Raw genomic sequence first — 19,655 nt, forward strand, 5'->3', positions numbered from 1 at the left:
GTACTCTAATTTTAAATTTAAAGTCTAGATTTTATCTAAAAAAAGATTAAATTAGCGTAAAGTAAAGAGTCTTAGGGCATTTTGCGTAGTTAGCTCTTTTATATCATGAAGTGGTATACCTAATAGTTCAGAGATCTTTTGTGCTACAAATATTGTATAGAGCGGTTCATTTCTCTCTCCTCGATGTGGTGATGGAGTTAAATAGGGTCCATCTGTCTCTATAAGAAGTTTTTCTTTTGGGATTTTACTTAAGACATTTACCAATTTTTTTGCATTTTTAAAAGTCAAAACTCCTCCAATTCCAAAGTAAAAACCTTCTTTGGACAACGAGAGCAACTCTTCATCAGCATTGTAGCAATGAAGTACACCACCAACTTGTGCAGCACCAAGATCTAATAGTATCTCTTTTGAGTCTCTTGAAGCCTCTCTAATGTGAACTATTAGAGGTTTTTTATACTTTTTTGCAAGCTCTATTTGAGCTCTAAAGACTCGTTTTTGTTCTTCTTTTTCTTTTAATTTTTCTTCATCACTTCCCTCAAGCCTAAAATAATCAAGCCCACACTCTCCAATAGCTACACACTTCTCATGTCCAACATATTTTTCAAAATCAAGATCATTAAATGAAGCCATATCATAAGGATGTACACCTACTGCAAAGTAAACATCACTATTGGCATCTACAATTTCAAGAGTTCTCTCTAAGGTAGTTGGATCAGCTCCTGGGATGATAAATCTCTTTACTTTTGCAACTCTAGCTCTATTTAAGACTTCATCTAAGTCATCTTTGTATCTTTCATTATCTAGGTGAATATGTGTATCTATTATCATTTTTTACCCTTTTTTATCTCTCTAACTCTTATGATGTTTCTTAACATCAGATATATGAAAAAGATAGCTCCCAAAAGTGAAGCTAATGCTAAAAATAAGTTTGAAGCCATAAAAAGATTATAGCTTAGCACTAAAAGTATAAAAGAGATTACAAAGCACATCGACTTACTTCTAAAAGCTCTTTTGCGAAGTTTTTAGCCTCAACTGAGACACTCTCTCCACTTATAATTCTTGCTATCTCATCTACTCGTTCATTAAAATTAAGCTCTTTTACCTTTGATTCATCACCTTGTTTATATATCAAAAAATGTTGTTCTCCCATAGAAGTTAATTGCGGTTGATGTGAGATAACAAAGATTTGAAAGTGTTTTGATAGTTGTCTTAGAACCTTTGCAACGCTCATAGACTCTTCTCCACTAAGGTTTGCATCTATCTCATCAAGCATCAAAACCCCACCATTTTTATTCATGAATTCAGATTTTAAAGCCAAAATTGCAAGTCTTAGCCTATTGAACTCTCCTGTACTTACTTTTTGTAGATCTGTACTGTTTAACTTTATCTCTATTTTATCTTGCCCATTAGGATTGAGAGTACATCTACTTATGTTAATTTGAGCATCTCTTAAATAAAGCTCTTTTAAATACCTGTTTAGATCTCTCTCAAACGCGCCTATTTGAGACTCTCTTAACTTAGATATTTTATCTGCTAAAGTAAGTATTTCCTTTTTTAAACTCATCTCTTGCTTTGTCAGCTCTTCTTTGTTTATCTCTATATTTTCATATCTTTGCAACTCAAGAGCTTTTTGCTCTCTATACTCTAGCGCCTCTTCTATACTTCCATATCTCTTTTTTAGCCAACTAATCTCTTCTATACGGTTTAACACCTCTTCAATATCAACATCGTCAAGCTCATTAAATCTTGCCTCTGCACTATCAAAAATAGCTCTTAACTCATTCATTGCATCATCAAAAAAGGAGCTGTTATTATCAAGCAAATTTAGAGTTGAGCTAACAAAGTTTTCACTCTCAAAGATAGTGTTAGCTTTTTCTATGCTCTCTTGAAGTTTCTCTTTTTTTGATAGATCTTTTTTTATCTCAAGCAACTTTTCATCTTCTGATGGTTTTGGATCTATCTCTTGGATCTTATTTATCTCAAACGATGCAAACTCTTTTAATTCTACTATTCTTTTCTCTTCTTCTTCAATGAGATCTAGCTCAGTTCTTACTTGTGCATGCTTTAAAAAAGAGTCTCTATAACTCTTTTTTAAACTCTTTATATCTTTTGAACTCTTCTCTACCCTTAGATCTAAGATAGAGAGTAGGTTTGCATCTTCAAAGTCACTATAGTCTTTTAGACTTAGATGTCTTAAGTAGCCAAAACTAAGATCCGCTATAGCTTTTTTAGAGAGACTTTGATTGTTTATAAAGTATCTAGCTTTTTCTTTTTTTAACTGTTTAAAGATGTTTATCTCTTCATTTTCTATCCCAATATCATCCATCTCAAGTTGCCAGTTTACACTTGACTCACATAGAGATGCATCACAAGACTCAACTCCAAATGATGAAAGAATTGACTTCATAAGGATTGATTTTCCGCTTCCACTAGGACCTGTAAAAACAACGAGTCCTTTAGTTGTATTTAACTCAATCTCTTTAAAGCTTAGATAATCTCTTAGATAAAATCTCTCTATCATCTATGATCACCCCAGCCTAGCTTTTGCTTTAGAACTTCAAAGTAGTTAAATTCTTCTCTATGAATGAGTTTTGCCTTTGCAGATGCTAGTTTTATATGAACGCTATCACCCTGCTCTATCTCATGCATATCTTGCCCATCTATGATGACTAAAGCCTTATTTTGTGGTGTTTTCATCTCTATAGAAAACTTTCCTGGTAAGACTACTGGTCTTTGGCTAAGTGAGTGCGCAGAGATTGGTGTAAGTGCAAAAACTTCTGTTAGTGGAAAGATTACAGGACCACCGCAAGAGAGGTTGTAAGCAGTAGATCCCGTTGGGGTTGAGACTACCACTCCATCACCATAGTAGGTGTTAAAAGGCTTTGCATCTACTAATGTTTCTATATGAATCATATTTGAGATAGTTGAACGAGTGAGAACCATATCGTTAAAAGCATTAGTTTCTAACTCTTTGTTTTTACCAACGATTTTGACTTCTAAAACTGATCTCTCATCAACCCTTACCTTGTTTTGGGTCATCTTTTTTACAAACTCATCTAATTCATCTAAGTTTACATCTGCTAAAAAGCCTAAGCTTCCGGCATAAACTCCTAAAACAGGAATCCCAAACTTAAAAGATCTTCTAACCGCTGAGATAAGAGTGCCATCCCCTCCTAGAGTTACTATGGCATCTACATGTTGACACATAGCTTCAAACTCCATTCCCATAACATCAATCATCCCAGCGCTTATGCTATCTACATAAACATCGATATCGTACTTTTTAAAAATCTTCTCTAATTTATAGTAACTGTTCTTTAGCTCAGGTGTTGATGGTCGAAGTAGTACGCCTATTTTTTTTATGTTACTTGTTTGCAAATTAACTCTTTATTTAAAAATATTTGTTTGATTATACACTTTTGTAGTTAAAAAGATAAAAACATTGCAAATTGTCATGCAAAATGTAGATGTTTTTTCTCTTAGTCTTTGATAAGGCTACTTTCGTTATAATCGCGAAAATTTTATATAGGACTCTATATTTTGAGAACTCATTACTGTACAGATTTAAATGAAGAAAATGTAGGACAAGAAGTTGTTCTAACTGGTTGGGCAAATAGTTATCGCGATCATGGCGGGATTATATTTATAGATCTTCGTGATAAAACAGGGCTTATTCAACTAACTTGTGATCCAGAAGATGGTCCAGATGCACATAAGGTTGCAGATAGCGTTAGAGATGAGTTTGTTTTAATAGCAAAAGGTGTTGTAAGGCTTCGTGGAGAGGGACTAACAAATCCTAAACTCAAAACTGGGGCTATTGAGATTATAGTTAAAGAGTTAAAGATTGAGAACAAAAGTGCAGCTACTCCTTTTGTGATTGGTGATAACAATGTTGGAGAAGAGACACGTCTTAAGTATCGCTACTTAGAGCTTCGAGATCCTGCAATGTATGAAACTTTTCGTCTTCGCTCAAAAGCGGCAATTGCTGCAAGAAATATTCTTGATGCAAATGGCTTCTTAGAAGTTGAAACACCAATCCTTACAAAATCAACTCCAGAGGGTGCAAGAGATTACCTTGTTCCATCTCGTGTTCATAGTGGAGAGTTTTATGCACTTCCACAATCACCACAACTCTTTAAACAACTTCTTATGGTTGGCGGATTTGACCGTTACTTCCAGATAGCAAAATGTTTTCGCGATGAAGACTTAAGAGCAGACCGTCAACCAGAATTTACTCAAGTCGATGTTGAGATGAGTTTTTGTGATCAAGAAGATGTTATAAAAGTTGCAGAGGATCTACTTCACGCTATGTTTAAAGCTTGTAACATCGAAGTAAACACTCCATTTAACCGCATAACTTATAACGATGCTATGGAACTTTATGGATCTGATAAACCAGATCTAAGATATGACCTTAAAATGGTAGATGTTATCGATATTTTCGAGAGATGTGACAACGAGATCTTTACGAACATTGCTAAAAAACCAAATACTAACCGTATAAAAGCTCTTAAAGTTCCAGGTGCAGATCTAGTGTTTTCAAAAAGAGAGATGAAAGGTTTTGAAGACTTTGTAAGAGAGTTTGGCGCGCAAGGTTTGGGCTACTTTCAAATGAAAGAAGATGGACTAAAAGGCCCACTTACAAAGTTCTTTAACGAAGATGATATAAACCTTATCATAGCAAGAACCGAGCTTCAAGTAGGCGATGTAATCTTCTTTGGTGCTGGAGATAAAAAGACTGTTTGGGACTATATGGGAAGACTTAGAAACTATATAGCTGAGCATGAGAAGATGAACTTAGCAGATCCAGATGCTTACGAATTTGTCTGGGTAGTGGACTTTCCTATGTTTGAGGTAGAAGATGGAAGAGTAAAAGCTCTTCATCATCCTTTTACTCAACCAAAAGATACTGATAAAGAGGATATTGAAGAGATAGAGTCTATTGCTTACGATATCGTTTTAAATGGTACAGAACTCGGTGGTGGATCTATTCGTATCCACAAACAAGATGTTCAAGAAGAGGTTTTCAAGCTTCTAGGTATTGATGAAGAAGAAGCACAAGAGAAGTTTGGTTTCTTGCTTGATGCTCTAAAATTTGGAGCACCTCCACATGGCGGCTTTGCACTAGGATTTGATAGAATTATGATGCTAATCACTAAAAAATCAAGCATCCGTGATGTTATAGCATTTCCAAAGACTCAAAAAGCCTCTTGTGTGCTTACAAAAGCACCAAGTGCGGTCGATAACAACCAACTTAGAGATCTACACATTAGACTAAGAGACAAGCCTTTAAAATAGCAGAGTAAAGGCAAGTAATTTCCTTTACTCCGTTAAAGCCGCTAAGGCTACTGAAGCTAACTTTTGCAAAAGTCTGGTCAAAACTTCAAGGATTTATTTTGAAAAAACTATTTTTAATCATAGGCGCACCTGGATCTGGAAAGACTACAGATGCCGAGCTTATTGCAGAGGCTAACAGTAACATCACTCACTACTCTACTGGAGATATGCTAAGAGGTGAAGTTGCAAGTGGTAGTGATCTGGGTTTAGAGATAGAGAGCTTTATCTCTAAAGGTCTTATTGTACCCATTAGCATTGCTATTAAAACTATTACAAGCGCTATCAAAAATGCTCCTACTGAGATTATCATCATAGATGGTTATCCTAGAAGTATGGAGCAGCTTGAAGCTCTTGATGAGTACTTAAAGAGTGATGACTCACTTAAACTTGTGAGTGTTATAGAAGTAAAAGTAAGTGAGCAGACTGCAAAGGATAGAGTCTTAGGTCGTGCTCGTGGTGCCGATGACAACACAGAGGTTTTTGATAATCGTATGAAAATCTTCACTGAACCATTAGCCGAGATAGAGGCTTTTTACGCCTCAAAAAATCTCTTAAGAGTTGTTGATGGCGAGAGAGAGATAGAGGCGATAGTTAGCGAGATGGAAGCTTTTATAAAGACTCAAGTGTGATAGTGTGAGAATTGATCATCTTTCTCTCTAAACTCATATCTTTTAGTTAGAGAGACAAGAAAGGCTCTTCCCAAGTCATCGCACAAAAGTGCCTCTTTAGTTGCTTCTTCATCACTCATTGGATCTACGATAAGCTCATTTAGTTTAGCAATAGTAAGATTTTTATGAGCTCTTTTTTGTAAAATGACTTCATCTTCTTTTGATATATAACCCTCTTTTAAAACCTTCGCATACCAACCAGTGAAACCATTAAGAAATGTCACCTTTGTCATATCTTTTTCTTTTGTGCTTGCACTTAATTTCCAGCAAGGCTGTCTAGGCTGGGTTATTTGGACAATAGCTTCTCCAATTTCAAAGATATCGCCAATACAAATATCACTTTCACAAATATCTGATAAAATTAAGTTTTCTCCAAAAGAAGCAACACCTCTAAAGTCAAAATTACTTTCAAAATGGGAGTTTAGTTTTTCATAAGTAGATGCAGAAAAAAGAAATAGAGCTTTATTTTCTCCTCCATGATGGAGTGTGTCGCCCTGCTCATCTTCACTAAAGCCCTTCTTTGTAAGATAGGCTTTTGGTGTTGGTTTTTTCTTTATGGCTGAAACTAAGAACTCTCTTTTGCTATCTTCGAGTTTTATAGTCTCAACACTTCCAACTTTTAGTTCTAAGACCTTAGATATTGACTTTTTCATCTCTCTTGTTAATCTTCTTCTTCAAAATCAAAATCATCTTCATCACCTTCTTGAGCTTCTAAAATATCATCTATAAGTTCTTTAGCCTCTTCTTCATCTATATCACCGCTTTTTATGTCAGCCAATACATCTTGCAAATCCTCTTTAAACTCACGCAACTCTTCTATCTCTTCTTTTGCATCTTCGCTTGCAGACTTACTACCAGCTATCTCTTCGAAGATCTCATCAAGCCTTTCATCTATATCTGGAATAACGCTTTTTGTAAGTAGTTCTTCTAGTTTTTGTATATGTGACATCTTTTTTCCTTAAATGAATTGCATAATAATACTAAAAAAATACAAAATATGTTAACACATCATGGATTTTGTCGATGTATATGTATAATTAATCAAGGATTTTTATCATGTTAGTTTGGTTATTGGTATTTTTTTTGCTTATGCTAGTTAGTTATACTATCTATAGAACTCTTTTTTATGTAAAAAAGGTAGATTCTAAGAGTAGTAATGAAAACTATATTTTTAAATTATAAGAGATAATCATGACAACTAGAATCAACCATGTATTTAAAGGGCATAAAACACTTCTTGGAAATAGGTATGTAACATATGCAGAGGTTGAACTGCCTTTAAAATATGAACTTTTTAAAAAATCAAAAGATGGCTTTGATTGGGGAAACAGTAGTGCATCTTCTATGCAACTAGCTTTTTCTATGCTCCATCAGCTTAGTGATGCTGAATTTGCGCAAAACAATGCCTCTGCTTTTTGTAATGATATTATAAAAAGCTTAGCTAACAGAGATTGGATAGTAAACTCTTCTGATATTATCAACTGGATAAAAAATACTCCAGAGGGTGAAGAAGTTTTAAAAACAAAAGCACAAACTATGAGAGTAACTCAGCCAGATCTAAAGACTTTTAAAAAGATAAAAAGAAACATAGTAAAAGATATATGTAAAGAGCTTCGCATAACTCAAAAAAATCTTTCAGAGATTTTAGAAGTTCCAGAGGGGACTGTTAGTAGCTGGGCTGTTAAAAACGAGATCCCAAGACTTGGAAAAAAAGCTATAGAATTTTACATCCAAAACAGAAGAAATCAAGAAGTAGTAGATAGTTACAAAAACTTTGTTAAACTCCTACAAACTGCTTAAGAGTTCTCTCTTCTGCTAAGTTCAAATTCATTAGCACTACGGATAACTTCTAAGCTTAAATCTTCAAGTACTTGAGTGTTTATCCTATACTTTTGGCAAAAATTCTCTACTTCTTTTATATCGAAGTTTTCAAGACTCTTTGCAAAAAGAAGAATTTCACCTAAAACACCTTTACCGTCTATAATTGCATCTTTTATCTCAATATCTATATTTAGCTCATCTAGCACCCTTCTGATATTTGCATTAAAGAGCGCATCTAATAGCGATAAAACTCCTAAAAAATAGACTTTTGATGTGAGGTTTTGAACATTTGTATCTTTAAGTTGTTTTGAGGTTTCTACCATAAGATCTGTTCTTGATTTTAGTAGTTGCATAAGAGCAGTTTCACTCTCTTGTTCACTTTGATTTGTTTTTGTAGAATACATCATAAGCATCAACCACTGAGTTAGCGGTGTTCTGCCCATAAGAGTTAAAACTTGACGAATAGAAGAGATGGTGTGTCTAAAATGAAAAAGACCTGAGTTTACATACTTTAAAAGCTGAAGAGAAATAGCATGATTTTGTTCAAATTTAAGAACTATTTCATCAATAGAAGCATCACTCATCATAAAGTTACAAAGCTCAACTGCTCTTAGACTTTGTGGATCAAATTTTTCTTGTTCTAAGACTTTTGGTTTAGAAAAGAAGAAGCCTTGAACGAGTTTAGCGTGGTGTTTCTTAGCCTTATCGTAGAGTTCATGTGTCTCAACTTTTGTAAAGATAACTTGAGTAGCTATCTCTTTTAACAACTCAAGATTTTGCTCTGTTGAGTTTATGTCTACTTTTATATAAGTAATGTACTCAAGTAAAGAGTTGAATGATTTAAGCACTTCTTTTGTAAGTAAAACATCGTTAATGGCTAGAGTATAACCAAGCTCACTTAGTTCTATGATCCTCTCTTTTAAAGCATCTGTTAAGTTCATACTAGCTTGAAGTGAAAATATAAAATACTCTTTAGGTATATAAAAAACAACCTCATGCATCAAAAAGTTTTTATCAGCTTTAATAAAGGCTTTTTTATCACCTAAAAGATTTTTAACTCCAAATTTGTTTAAAACATTACTTAAAACTGCAACAGTTGCTTCCCTATCATCTTGGATCTTAGAGCTTTTGTTTGAGTCTCTATAGAGTAACTCAAATGCAAAGATACTCTCGTCACTGCATAATATAGGCTGTCTTGCTATATATAAATTTGGATTCATTACACTCTCTAAAATAAATTTTAATATCAAAGTATACAAAAAATAGCTTAAGCACAATATGAATATGATTTTTTATTTTATAATATCTTTTACTACTGAGTAGACATTTACTTTAAAATAATATGTTACAATAAATAAAAAAGCTACAAAATGTTTAAAAAATTTACTCTTTTCATACTCTTGTCAAGTCTCATATTCGCAAGTGATTTTGCTCATATAAAACTACAAAGCACTTACTATATTGATTCAGATGAGATTTATATCTCTCACATCATAAAAGATGCTCCGCGAAATAAACAAATATATAAAATAACCGAGGGCAGATATACAAAAAGAGTAAAATCACAAGAACTATTAAAATTACTAAAAGAGAATGGATATAGAGATATTTTAGCTGAGACTTCTTATGTAAAGTTCGTAAAAAAAAGCCCAATAAACACTTCGAATATAGTTAATTATCTTAAACTTTACTATCAAAGACACTATAGAAAAATAGAAATAAAAGATATAAAAGTTCAATCAAGAGGATTTTTAGAGTCACTCCCCAAAAATTATATAATTGAGATAAGGGATGATGCGTATCTTGCAAAAGATGGGATATTAAGCATAAAAACACCAAAAAACAAAAAGATTTACTTTAACTTTATTATTGATGCAAAGGTCTTTGTCTATACTACAAAAGAAACACTCGCTCGCTCAACTGCTCTATCAGCTCTTAACACAATTAAAAAGAGTATAATTTTAGATAAATTTATGGCAAAGCCTATTGAAGATTTAGAAATTATGCCCTTAGAGAGTAGACATCATCTACAAAAAGATAGCATCATAACATCAAGAGACGTAGAGATCTTAAGCATGATAAAGAGAAATCAAAGTGTAAATGTCTCTATGGATAGTAAAAATATGTCCATAACTTTTAGTGCAAGAGCACTTAAAGATGCAAAGATGGGAGATACTATCACTGTTGAAAAAGCCAATGGTACAAGATTAAAAGTAGTTGTAATTGGAAAAAACAGAGCGATATTAAAATAAGAAAGTTGGGCAAAAATGAAGCGTAAAATAGTAGTAGCGACAAGTGGTGCTAGTGGAGTGAACTTAGGTATAAAAACTATGAAGTTACTTCCAAAGAGCGTTGAGAAACACTTTATTATGACAAAAAACTCACATGTAGTTTTGAAAAAAGAGAATAACTTAACCATTCATGATAATGAAAATATAGCAGCAAGTGTTGCATCTGGATCTTTTGGTGTAGATGCGATGATAATAGCACCTTGCAGCATGAATACACTAGCTAAAATCGCCTGTGGGATCTCAGATAATCTAGTTACAAGATGTGCAAGTGTTATGATAAAAGAGCAAAAAAAGCTTATCTTAGCTCCAAGAGAGATGCCTTTTTCTGCTATTGCGCTAGAAAATATGCTTAAACTCTCTCGCCTTGGAGTTATTATAGCCCCACCTGCTATTGCCTACTATTCAGAGCAACAAACACTAGAAGAGATGGAAAACTTTATCATAGGAAAGTGGTTTGATCTACTTGATATTGAACATAATCTTTATAAGAGATGGGAGTAATATTGAGAAATATCGCACTATATCCTGGAACATTTGATCCTATTACCAATGGTCACTATGACATTATTGAGAGGGCTTTAAAACTCTTTAATGAGGTCATCATAGCAATTGCAGTATCGCATGATAAACAACCTATGTTTAGCCTAGAAGATCGTATAGAGATGGTAGAAAAAGCAACCTCACATCTAAAAAACGTTAGCGTAGTTGGCTTTGACACTCTCACAGTTGAGCTTGCAAAAAAACATGGAGCTTCTGTTCTTATTCGCGGTCTTCGTGCCGTTAGTGACTTTGAGTATGAACTACAACTTGGATACTTAAATAACTCACTTGATGACTCTATAGAGACAGTATATTTGATGCCAAAACTAAAACACGCTTTTATAAGTTCATCAAGTGTACGAAGTCTTTTAAAGTTTAAAGCAAAAACAGAACATTTGCTTCCTCGTGAAGTACAAAATATCATAGGGAGTAAAGAGAGATGTATATAACAATAGAAGGCATTGATACTGCTGGAAAAAGTACTCAGATCCAAAAACTACAAGAGCATTATAAAGATGCTCTCATCACAAAAGAGCCTGGTGGAACTGAACTTGGAACTAAGATAAGAGAGATAGTATTAGGAGCAGAGATTAAAAGTAAAAAAGCTGAATTTTTACTCTTTTTAGCAGATAGAGCTGAACATATACAAGAGGTGATAAAACCAAATATAGATAAGATGATTATCTCTGATAGAAGTGTTGTTAGTGGGGTTGCTTACGCTTTAGTCCAAGGAGAAATAAGCGAGACAGCAATTGTACACCTCAATAGATTTGCTACAGATGCCATTTATCCTAAAAAAGTATTTTTACTAAAACTTACAAAAGAGGAACTAGAGTACAGACTCTCTCAAAAAAAGCTTGATGGTATAGAACTTCGTGGTGTTGAGTATCTGCTTGGCATTCAAGAAGCCATTATAAAAGCTACACAGCTCCTAGATCTAGAGCTTGTAGTAGTTGATGCGACTAAAGATATAGAAGCGATAACTAAAGAGATAATTAGCGCTATTTAACTTGCAATTTTTCTTATAAATTAAAATGAACTAGTCCATTTTAATGGCAAGGACAAATGTCCCTTGCAACCCCATAAACTTACAAAAAAATAGTTTTTTTGTAAGTCACAAGCTATTTAGCTTGTAACTCGATCTGCATTTTGCATATCATCTAGTATTTGACAAAATGGATCATGTATATCATTACATGGTTCTATAGCAATAAAAACATCATTGTTTGTTGCTTCATAAGTCTTTTGTGCAAATTCCCAGTTAATATGCTCCCAAAACTCAGCTAAATATTTTGGTCTTGCATTACGATAATCTATATAGTAGGCATGTTCCCAAACATCACAAACAAAAAGAGGAATAGCGCCAACGCTTAGTGGAGTCTCTGCATTTTTAGTTTGCTTTAACATTAACTGTCCCTTTGGCTCACGAACAAGCCAAACCCAGCCTGATCCAAAAAGAGTAGCACCCTGCTTTAAAAACTGCTCTTTTAAAGCCTCAAGTGAACCAAAATCTTCTTCTATCTTAGTGAGTAGTGCTCCTTTTGGTGGAGTTGACACAGCACATAGAGATTTCCAGTAAAAAGTGTGGTTAAAGACTTGAGCTGCGTTGTTAAATGTAGCTCCATCACTATCACGAATGATAGAAGAGAGAGACATTTTGTCATACTCACTACCTTTTATGAGCTCATTTAAGTTTTTAACATAAGAAGCGTGGTGCTTATGATAGTGAAACTCAATAGTCTCTTTAGATATAAAGGGTTCTAACTCGTCTTCTTCAAACGGTAATTTTTGTAATTCAATCATAATAATCTCCTTAATTTTTTTAAACTTAATTCACTGACTATTATAATATCTTATTATTAAAGGGCATTGAATGATCTAGGCTACTTTATAATAGTGTAAAAGTCACTATAAAATAAATATGATATAAGCATAAAATGGTATCCTTTCATAGATTTAAAACTCCAATATAAAAAGATCCAAGGAACTACATGATCAAGTCGCTAAGAGGTATGAACGATATTTTAAGTGAGGATTATCAAAGATTTACTCACTTTATAGATACTGCCACAGAGATAGCCAAAAGATATGGTTATCACTTTATAGAGACCCCTCTACTTGAAGAGACATCTCTTTTTAAACGCTCAGTTGGGGATTCTAGCGATATAGTCTCTAAAGAGATGTATCAGTTTATTGATAAAGGCGACAATGATGTCTGTCTTCGTCCTGAGGGAACGGCTGGCGTTGTAAGAGCTTTTGTGCAAAAGAAACTTGACAAGGCTGGTGGTATTCATAGATTTTTCTATCATGGACCGATGTTTCGCTACGAGAGACCTCAAAAAGGAAGACTTCGAGAGTTTCATCAGTTTGGAGTTGAGAGTTTTGGAGTAGAGAGTGTTTATGAAGATGCATCTATGATTATGATGGTTAGCGATATCTTAAATGCTCTTGGTATTGGCTATAGACTTCAACTAAACTCTCTAGGGTGTAACGAGTGCATGCCTCCATATCGCCAAAATTTAGTCAACTTTGTTAAAAGCGTAGAAGATAAAGTTTGTGATGATTGTATCCGTCGCTTAGATACCAATTCCATAAGAGTTCTTGATTGTAAAAACCCAACTTGTCAGACTCTCTATAGAGATGCTCCAAAGCTTATAAACTCACTATGTGCAAGCTGTAATGATGATTTTAACAAACTTACAGAGATATTAAAAGAGAACAATATAGAGTACGAAATAGATACAAATCTTGTTCGAGGACTTGACTACTACTCAAAAACTGCATTTGAATTTGTTAGTGACAACATCGGATCTCAGAGTGCGATAGCAGGTGGTGGAAGATATGACAGACTTGTAGAGTTTTTAGATGGAAAACCAACTCCTGCTGTTGGTTTTGCTATGGGGATAGAGAGGCTTCTTGAGCTTATCGATATGCCACAGACTAAAAGAGATGGTTATTATATGGGGGCTTTGGATGAAGAGGCAATTGACCTAGTTGTAAAGCTAACTCAGAGTAAAAGAAAAACTCATATAGTTACACTTGACTATAAAGCGAAAAATTTACAAAAGCATTTAAAAGCAGCTGATAAAGCAGATGCTAAATTTTGTTGTGTTATTGGTTCAAATGAATTGAATAATGGTACAATTTGGATTAAAAATTTACAAGAAAAAACAGAAGAAATAATTAAAATAGAGGATTTTTAATATGGAGACACTTCATAGTATATGGATTTTATTTGTAGAGTTTATTGAATTTTTTATTCTCGCAGGTCTATTTGCTACGGTAGCTTTGTTTGTTTACGATAAATATATCCAAAGAAAACATGCACTACTTATTAACTATCCAGTTATTGGTCGTTTTAGATATTTTTTTGAAGCACTTCGTGAGCCTCTTCGTCAATATTTTGCAAATGAAACTTTTTATGATTCAAAAGATAAGATAGACTGGGTATATACTGCTGCAAAAGACTTGCCAAACTATAAATCTTTTTCAGTTGCTCAGCCTTTTTCAGGTTCAAGATTTATTATAAAACACGCTACAAATGTTTTAAATGAAGATGAAGTCCTAGAAGATACAAGCGTAGTTTTTGGTAAAGATAGAGAGATTCCTTTTGTGTCACATACACCTATAATCCGCTCTGCTATGAGTGATGGTTCAATCTCTCCAGAAGCAGTTAGGGCTTTTTCTATTGCAGGAGCTAAAACAAATCTAACTATAAATACAGGAGAAGGATCTCTCACATCAAACCATCTCTTTACTCATAAACCAAATCTAGATGATTGTGACTATCTTGAGATAGTTAAAAGTACTCCTTGGGCTGAGTTTGTTTTTAAAATAGGTGATAAGCTCTTTAATCGTGCAAGAGCTTTAAAATGGTATAGAACTGCTTTACTTAACAGAGATACTCAAAATACTTATATATATGACACAACTTCTCATGTTCTGTTTCGTGTAAACTGGAATGCATCAATAGAGTCTTTTCCAAAAGAAGTGCCACAAGATATCCCAAACATGATATTTCAAATGAGTTCTGGTCTTTATGGAGTCAGAGATTCTAGTGGTATATTTGATGAGTTAAAGTATCAAAAAGTTATGAAATTTTGTCGCATGACTGAGATAAAAATAGCTCAAGGTGCAAAACAAACTGGTGGAAAGTTAGCAGCTGCAAAAGTAACTGCTGATGTAGCATTTTACAGGGGTGTACCGCAAGGAAAAGATATATTTTCACCAAATAGATTTCCTTATGCAGATACAACTAAACATCTTTTAGACTTTGTAGAGAGACTTCAAAAACTCTCACTTAAGCCTGTTGGTTTTAAGATAGTTATCTCTGATATGGATGCTGTAGATGAACTGGCTTGTGAGATTGCAAAAAGAAAGGCTGATGGTAAAAATATACCTGATTTTATCTCAGTAGATAGTGGTGAAGGTGGAAGCGCTACTGCTCCGTTGGAGCTGATGGAATCAGTTGGACTTACTACAAACAATGCCCTTTATATTTTAGACATGATGCTAAAAAAACATGGTGTTCGCCAAGATATAAAGATAATAGCAAGTGGTAAAATACTAACACCAGATGATGCTATCATCACTCTTTGTATGGGTGCAGATGCTATCGGTATTGCAAGAGGTTTTATGATGAGTGGTGGCTGTATTCGTGCTAGACTGTGTTCTGGATTTGGATCTCATGTCTGTCCTGTTGGAATGGCTACACAAGATGAGAAAAAAAGAGCCTCATATCTTGTGATAAAAGAGGGAAAAGAGATAGGAAACTATCATCTAAATTTAGTAAAAGGGATGAAAATGATATCCGCAGTTATGGGCATTAAAAATATTAATGATATGAATAAAAAGAACTTAACCTTTAGAAATCAAAACTCTGAATTATATTTTGATATAGATAAATATTTTCAACAAAAGTTGCACGTATGAATCACTTTGGTTTAGACATATGGTCAAATAAAAATTTTATAGTAGAAAATGGTGAAGTCAAGCTAAACTACAAAAGTATGCCTTCTATCTTAGAGCTAGTTCAAGAAATTCGCTCAAATGATGTTAGAGGACCTATGCTTTTGAGGTTTCCACATCTTATAAAAAAACAGATTAGCAGTCTTTACTCCTACTTTGACAAAGCTATAAAAGCAAACAACTATAAGGGAAATTTTAATGCTGTTTTTCCTCTTAAGGTAAACCAATTTCCTCACGCTATAGATGCTATAACAAAACAAGGAAAGAGGTTTAATTATGGGCTTGAAGCAGGTTCAAAAGCAGAACTAATCTTAGCGATGAGCAAAACTCCTATTGGTGCTTATATCACAGTAAATGGTTTTAAAGATAAAGAGATGATTACTCTAGGATTTATCGCAGCTCAAAGTGGACACAACATCACTTTAACCATAGAAGGGTTAGGGGAGTTAGAAACTATTATAGAGGTAGCACAGGAGTGCAAGTTAAAAGTTCCAGATATTGGCATAAGAGTAAGACTTCATAGTGCAGGAAGTGGGATTTGGGCAAAAAGTGGAGGAATGGATGCAAAATTTGGACTAACTTCTACAGAGATCATAGAAGCGATCAAACTCTTAAATGAAGCAGATCTACTAAAACATTTAAGTATGATTCACTTTCATTTAGGCTCTCAAATGTCAGATATTGCACCATTAAAAAAAGCACTAAGAGAAGCTGGAAATATCTATGCTGAACTGAGAAAAATGGGTGCACACTCACTTGATAATATAAATATTGGTGGAGGTCTTGCAGTAGAGTATGACCAACATACAAAATCAAAAGCAAGAAACTACTCTATAGATGAGTTTACAAGCTCAGTTGTTTTCTCACTAGGACAAGTTATGGATGCTAAAAATGTTAAGCATCCAAATATTTTTACAGAATCAGGAAGGTTTATTGTAGCATCTCACGCAGTACTAGTTACTCCGGTTTTAGAGCTTTTTACACATGATTATCAAGAAAAACTGCTAAATTTTAAACCTGTCAATCCACCTCTTCTTGAAGAACTTATAGAGTTAAACAAACTACTTAGCAATCAAAACTGTATAGAGTATCTTCACGATGCACTAGATCATATGGAATCACTTCTTACTCTTTTTGATCTAGGTTATATAGATCTTCAAGATAGATCAAACGCTGAGATCTTAGTTCACAACATTATAAAAAGAGCCTTATATTTAAAGTCAGCAGATCCAACAGATGAGCTAGAACAACTCCAAGTAAAGTTGCAAGAGAGATATCTTATAAATGCCTCTATTTTTCAAAGTTTACCAGACTATTGGGGCCTAAATCAGCACTTTCCTGTTATGCCACTTCACTATCTAAACACAACTCCACTAAGAGCCGCATCTCTGTGGGATATAACTTGTGATAGTGATGGAGAGATAGGCTTTGACCCTGAAAAGCCTCTCTACTTGCATGATATAGATCTTGATGAAGAAGACTACTTTTTAGGATTTTTCAATGTTGGAGCCTACCAAGAAACACTTGGTATGAATCACAATCTTTTTACTCATCCTAGTGAATACACTATTGAAATAGATGAGGATGGTCATAGGATCATAAACGAAGTTGAATCAAAAAATATCTTAGAAATATTGGAATCACTTGGTTATAGAAAAGATGAGATTTTAAATAAACTTAAAGGTGATTTAATTAAAAGTGATTTTATATCCGAGCAAGAAAAAAATGATACACTTGCAAAACTTGAAACTTTTGTAGAACAAAACGGTTATCTACGAACAACAAACTAAGGTTAATTATGGGATTATTTGGCGAAATTAAAGAAGACTTTTTAAATGTGTATAGAAATGACCCTGCTCTAAACTCTAAACTAGATTTTATCTTTAATTATCCTGGTGTTTGGGCAATAGCATGGTATAGAGTAGCACATAGACTCCATAAGGCAAACTTTAAGAGACTATCTCGAATGATTATGGGTGTAAACCATATAGTTACAAACATTGATATACATCCAGCTGCAGTTATTGGACCTAGGGTTTTTATAGATCATGGAACTGGTGTAGTAATAGGTGAGACAAGTGTTATAGAGAGTGATGTTTTGATATATCAAGGAGTAACCTTGGGTGGTGTCTCTTTAGTTCAAGGAAAACGTCATCCTACTATAAAAAAAGGTGTGGTTATTGGAGCTGGTGCTAAAATTTTGGGCAATATTACTATCGGAGAGTACTCAAAAATAGGGGCGAACTCTGTAGTCGTTAGAGAAGTTCCAGATTGTTCTACTGCGATTGGAATCCCTGCTCATGTCATAGAAAAGGGCAGATGTAAAGATCCATTTATGCATAACTTACTTCCAGATATCAACAAAGAGATGTTTGAATATCTTCTAAAAAGAGTTGCTATTTTAGAACATATTTTAGTTGTTGATAATAAAAATGTATTGGAGAAAGATTTAGAACTAGAAAATATCTACGAATCCTTTATAAAAGCTATGAAAAGCTAAGAGAAACTAAGCCACAAATATTAAAATATTCTCTGACTCCCACGCTCTGCGTGGGAGTATATATGTGCACTGCAACTCAAATATATATGAGTTCCAACGCAAGAGCATTGGAACTAGAGAAAAGCTAAGAGAAACTAAGCCACAAATATTAAAACTTTAGTATAATTGCACCAATATTTTATTGTAAGGAATGCACTTATGCTAACTGACCGCGTCAACACACTATCTGAATCAATTACTATTGCTATTACTACTTTAGCACAAGAGTTAAAAGCACAGGGGAAAGATATCCTTAGCTTTTCTGCTGGAGAACCTGACTTTAACACACCTAAAGTTATCAACGATGCTGCTATTGCAGCGATCAATGAAGGGTTTACAAAATATACTGCTGTTGATGGCATAATTGAGTTAAGACAAGCGATAGCTAATAAGCTAAAAAGAGATAACGATCTCACTTACGCACCTAACCAAATCATCACAAATAATGGTGCTAAACACTCTCTTTTTAACCTAATTAGTGCAACTATACAAAAAGGAGATGAAGTTATTATCCCAGCTCCATATTGGGTTACTTATCCTGAATTAGTTTTATATTGTGGTGGTAGTGTAGTTGAAATTCAAACTAGTGATGAGACAGCTTTTAAGATTACACCAGAGCAACTAAAATCTGCTATCACTCCAAAAACGAGGATGCTAATACTAACTACTCCATCCAACCCAACTGGATCTATCTACTCAAAAGATGAACTTATCGCTTTAGGAAAAGTTTTAGAAGGTAGTGATATTATCGTTGCTTCTGATGAGATGTATGAAAAACTAACTTTTGAAGGTACTTTTACATCTTGTGCCGCAGTTAGCGAGGATATGTTTAAAAGAACTGTAACTATAAACGGGCTAAGCAAATCAGTTGCAATGACTGGTTGGAGATTTGGTTATATGGCTGCACACAATACTGAGCTAATTAAAGCTACTAAAAAACTTCAAAGTCAAAGTACTTCAAATATTAACACTATAACTCAAAAGGCAGCAATTGCAGGACTTGACGGAAGTGCTGATGCAGATATAGAGATGATGAGATTAGAGTTTATTAAGCGAAGAGATGAAGCGCATACACTTATAAACAAGATAGATGGACTTAGTGTTGTAAAGCCTGATGGTGCATTTTACTTGTTTGTAAATATTAAAGATGTTAGCTCTGACTCACTAGGATTTTCAAAAGAGTTACTTGATAAAAAACTTGTAGCTGTAGTTCCAGGTGTAGCTTTTGGAAGCGAGGGTTACTTTAGAATGAGTTTTGCAACTGATATAGAGACTATTAGAACAGGAATCGCAAGAATTGCAGAGTTTGTAAAAGAGTTAAAAGCTTAATACGCGAGGTTAAAACCTCACTCGTTCCAATGCTCTGAGACTGTGAAAGAACTTTCTAAAAGAACTCTTAAATAAGGGTTCTTTTAATCCCTAAAATGGTACAATACCGTCATAAAACTTCGTAATATAGGGCTTTGATGAGTAGTAATTATAAAGAAGGCT

At 34.1% G+C, this 19,655-nt stretch carries 20 protein-coding genes; 12 read left to right on the top strand and 8 right to left on the bottom strand.

Going from position 1 to position 19,655, the window contains the following annotated elements; genetic code table 11:
• Window positions 1-51: 51 nt before the first annotated feature.
• Genes M0Q24_RS06675 through M0Q24_RS06690 form a run of 4 tightly spaced genes read right to left on the bottom strand, consistent with a single transcriptional unit; the run spans window position 52 to window position 3,378 of the window.
• Window positions 52-828, bottom strand: coding sequence for a TatD family hydrolase (locus M0Q24_RS06675; RefSeq protein WP_295048703.1), 777 nt, complete (start codon window positions 826-828; stop codon window positions 52-54).
• A complete protein-coding gene (locus M0Q24_RS06680) occupies window positions 825-989 on the bottom strand; it encodes a hypothetical protein (RefSeq protein ID WP_295048705.1) in 165 nt (54 codons plus the stop codon). The genes M0Q24_RS06675 and M0Q24_RS06680 overlap by 4 nt, the downstream gene beginning before the upstream one ends.
• On the bottom strand, window positions 977-2,521 hold the full coding sequence (locus tag M0Q24_RS06685; protein ID WP_295048707.1) for an ATPase: 1,545 nt from the start codon (window positions 2,519-2,521) through the stop codon (window positions 977-979). Before M0Q24_RS06685 ends, M0Q24_RS06680 begins: the two co-directional genes overlap by 13 nt.
• Window positions 2,518-3,378 carry an NAD(+)/NADH kinase gene (locus M0Q24_RS06690; protein WP_295048709.1) on the bottom strand — a complete coding sequence of 287 codons (861 nt, stop codon included), beginning with the start codon at window positions 3,376-3,378 and terminating at the stop codon, window positions 2,518-2,520. Before M0Q24_RS06690 ends, M0Q24_RS06685 begins: the two co-directional genes overlap by 4 nt.
• 162 nt (window positions 3,379-3,540) lie before the next feature.
• Here M0Q24_RS06690 and aspS point away from each other — a divergent pair, with 162 nt between their 5' ends.
• The gene (aspS, locus tag M0Q24_RS06695) at window positions 3,541-5,298 is read left to right on the top strand and encodes an aspartate--tRNA ligase (RefSeq protein WP_295048711.1); all 1,758 of its coding nucleotides are present in this window, start codon (window positions 3,541-3,543) and stop codon (window positions 5,296-5,298) included.
• Between the two features lie 98 nt (window positions 5,299-5,396).
• A complete protein-coding gene (locus tag M0Q24_RS06700) occupies window positions 5,397-5,966 on the top strand; it encodes an adenylate kinase (RefSeq protein ID WP_295048714.1) in 570 nt (189 codons plus the stop codon).
• Here the strand turns inward: M0Q24_RS06700 and M0Q24_RS06705 are convergent.
• Window positions 5,957-6,658, bottom strand: coding sequence for an MOSC domain-containing protein (locus tag M0Q24_RS06705; protein ID WP_295048716.1), 702 nt, complete (start codon window positions 6,656-6,658; stop codon window positions 5,957-5,959). The genes M0Q24_RS06700 and M0Q24_RS06705 overlap by 10 nt on opposite strands.
• Window positions 6,659-6,666: 8 nt before the next feature.
• Window positions 6,667-6,954, bottom strand: coding sequence for a hypothetical protein (locus M0Q24_RS06710; protein ID WP_295048718.1), 288 nt, complete (start codon window positions 6,952-6,954; stop codon window positions 6,667-6,669).
• A 242-nt stretch (window positions 6,955-7,196) separates the two neighbouring features.
• On the opposite strand from M0Q24_RS06710, the gene M0Q24_RS06715 reads away from it, so the two are divergent.
• Complete coding sequence (locus M0Q24_RS06715) at window positions 7,197-7,805, top strand: DUF6166 domain-containing protein (protein ID WP_295048720.1); 609 nt, start codon at window positions 7,197-7,199, stop codon at window positions 7,803-7,805.
• Here the strand turns inward: M0Q24_RS06715 and M0Q24_RS06720 are convergent.
• Window positions 7,802-9,046, bottom strand: a complete 1,245-nt coding sequence (locus M0Q24_RS06720; RefSeq protein WP_295048722.1) for an EAL and HDOD domain-containing protein — start codon at window positions 9,044-9,046, stop codon at window positions 7,802-7,804. The two genes, M0Q24_RS06715 and M0Q24_RS06720, sit on opposite strands and share 4 nt — an antisense overlap.
• A 150-nt stretch (window positions 9,047-9,196) precedes the next feature.
• On the opposite strand from M0Q24_RS06720, the gene flgA reads away from it, so the two are divergent.
• Genes flgA through tmk form a run of 4 tightly spaced genes read left to right on the top strand, consistent with a single transcriptional unit; the run spans window position 9,197 to window position 11,666 of the window.
• The gene (flgA, locus tag M0Q24_RS06725; RefSeq protein ID WP_295048724.1) at window positions 9,197-10,078 is read left to right on the top strand and encodes a flagellar basal body P-ring formation chaperone FlgA; all 882 of its coding nucleotides are present in this window, start codon (window positions 9,197-9,199) and stop codon (window positions 10,076-10,078) included.
• Window positions 10,079-10,093: 15 nt separating this feature from the next.
• Complete coding sequence (locus M0Q24_RS06730) at window positions 10,094-10,618, top strand: UbiX family flavin prenyltransferase (RefSeq protein WP_295048726.1); 525 nt, start codon at window positions 10,094-10,096, stop codon at window positions 10,616-10,618.
• A gap of 2 nt (window positions 10,619-10,620) precedes the next feature.
• The gene (gene coaD / locus M0Q24_RS06735) at window positions 10,621-11,106 is read left to right on the top strand and encodes a pantetheine-phosphate adenylyltransferase (protein ID WP_295048728.1); all 486 of its coding nucleotides are present in this window, start codon (window positions 10,621-10,623) and stop codon (window positions 11,104-11,106) included.
• Complete coding sequence (tmk, locus tag M0Q24_RS06740; RefSeq protein ID WP_295048730.1) at window positions 11,097-11,666, top strand: dTMP kinase; 570 nt, start codon at window positions 11,097-11,099, stop codon at window positions 11,664-11,666. The genes coaD and tmk overlap by 10 nt, the downstream gene beginning before the upstream one ends.
• A gap of 116 nt (window positions 11,667-11,782) precedes the next feature.
• On the opposite strand, the gene M0Q24_RS06745 is transcribed toward tmk, so the two are convergent.
• Window positions 11,783-12,460, bottom strand: coding sequence for a superoxide dismutase (locus tag M0Q24_RS06745; RefSeq protein WP_295048732.1), 678 nt, complete (start codon window positions 12,458-12,460; stop codon window positions 11,783-11,785).
• Window positions 12,461-12,648: 188 nt separating this feature from the next.
• Here M0Q24_RS06745 and hisS point away from each other — a divergent pair, with 188 nt between their 5' ends.
• The 5 genes from hisS (at window position 12,649) to M0Q24_RS06770 (ending at window position 19,493) form a co-directional block, all read left to right on the top strand.
• The gene (hisS, locus tag M0Q24_RS06750) at window positions 12,649-13,860 is read left to right on the top strand and encodes a histidine--tRNA ligase (protein WP_295048734.1); all 1,212 of its coding nucleotides are present in this window, start codon (window positions 12,649-12,651) and stop codon (window positions 13,858-13,860) included.
• A 1-nt stretch (window position 13,861) separates the two neighbouring features.
• A complete protein-coding gene (locus M0Q24_RS06755; RefSeq protein ID WP_295048736.1) occupies window positions 13,862-15,589 on the top strand; it encodes an FMN-binding glutamate synthase family protein in 1,728 nt (575 codons plus the stop codon).
• Window positions 15,586-17,415, top strand: coding sequence for a biosynthetic arginine decarboxylase (speA, locus tag M0Q24_RS06760; RefSeq protein WP_295048738.1), 1,830 nt, complete (start codon window positions 15,586-15,588; stop codon window positions 17,413-17,415). Before M0Q24_RS06755 ends, speA begins: the two co-directional genes overlap by 4 nt.
• Before the next feature lie 8 nt (window positions 17,416-17,423).
• Window positions 17,424-18,125, top strand: coding sequence for a serine O-acetyltransferase (gene cysE, locus M0Q24_RS06765; RefSeq protein WP_295048740.1), 702 nt, complete (start codon window positions 17,424-17,426; stop codon window positions 18,123-18,125).
• A gap of 198 nt (window positions 18,126-18,323) precedes the next feature.
• Window positions 18,324-19,493 carry a pyridoxal phosphate-dependent aminotransferase gene (locus M0Q24_RS06770; protein ID WP_295048742.1) on the top strand — a complete coding sequence of 390 codons (1,170 nt, stop codon included), beginning with the start codon at window positions 18,324-18,326 and terminating at the stop codon, window positions 19,491-19,493.
• The last annotated feature ends 162 nt before the right edge of the window (window positions 19,494-19,655 follow it).

The organism is Sulfurimonas sp., from assembly GCF_023228785.1.
In the GTDB taxonomy this organism is placed as follows: domain Bacteria; phylum Campylobacterota; class Campylobacteria; order Campylobacterales; family Sulfurimonadaceae; genus Sulfurimonas.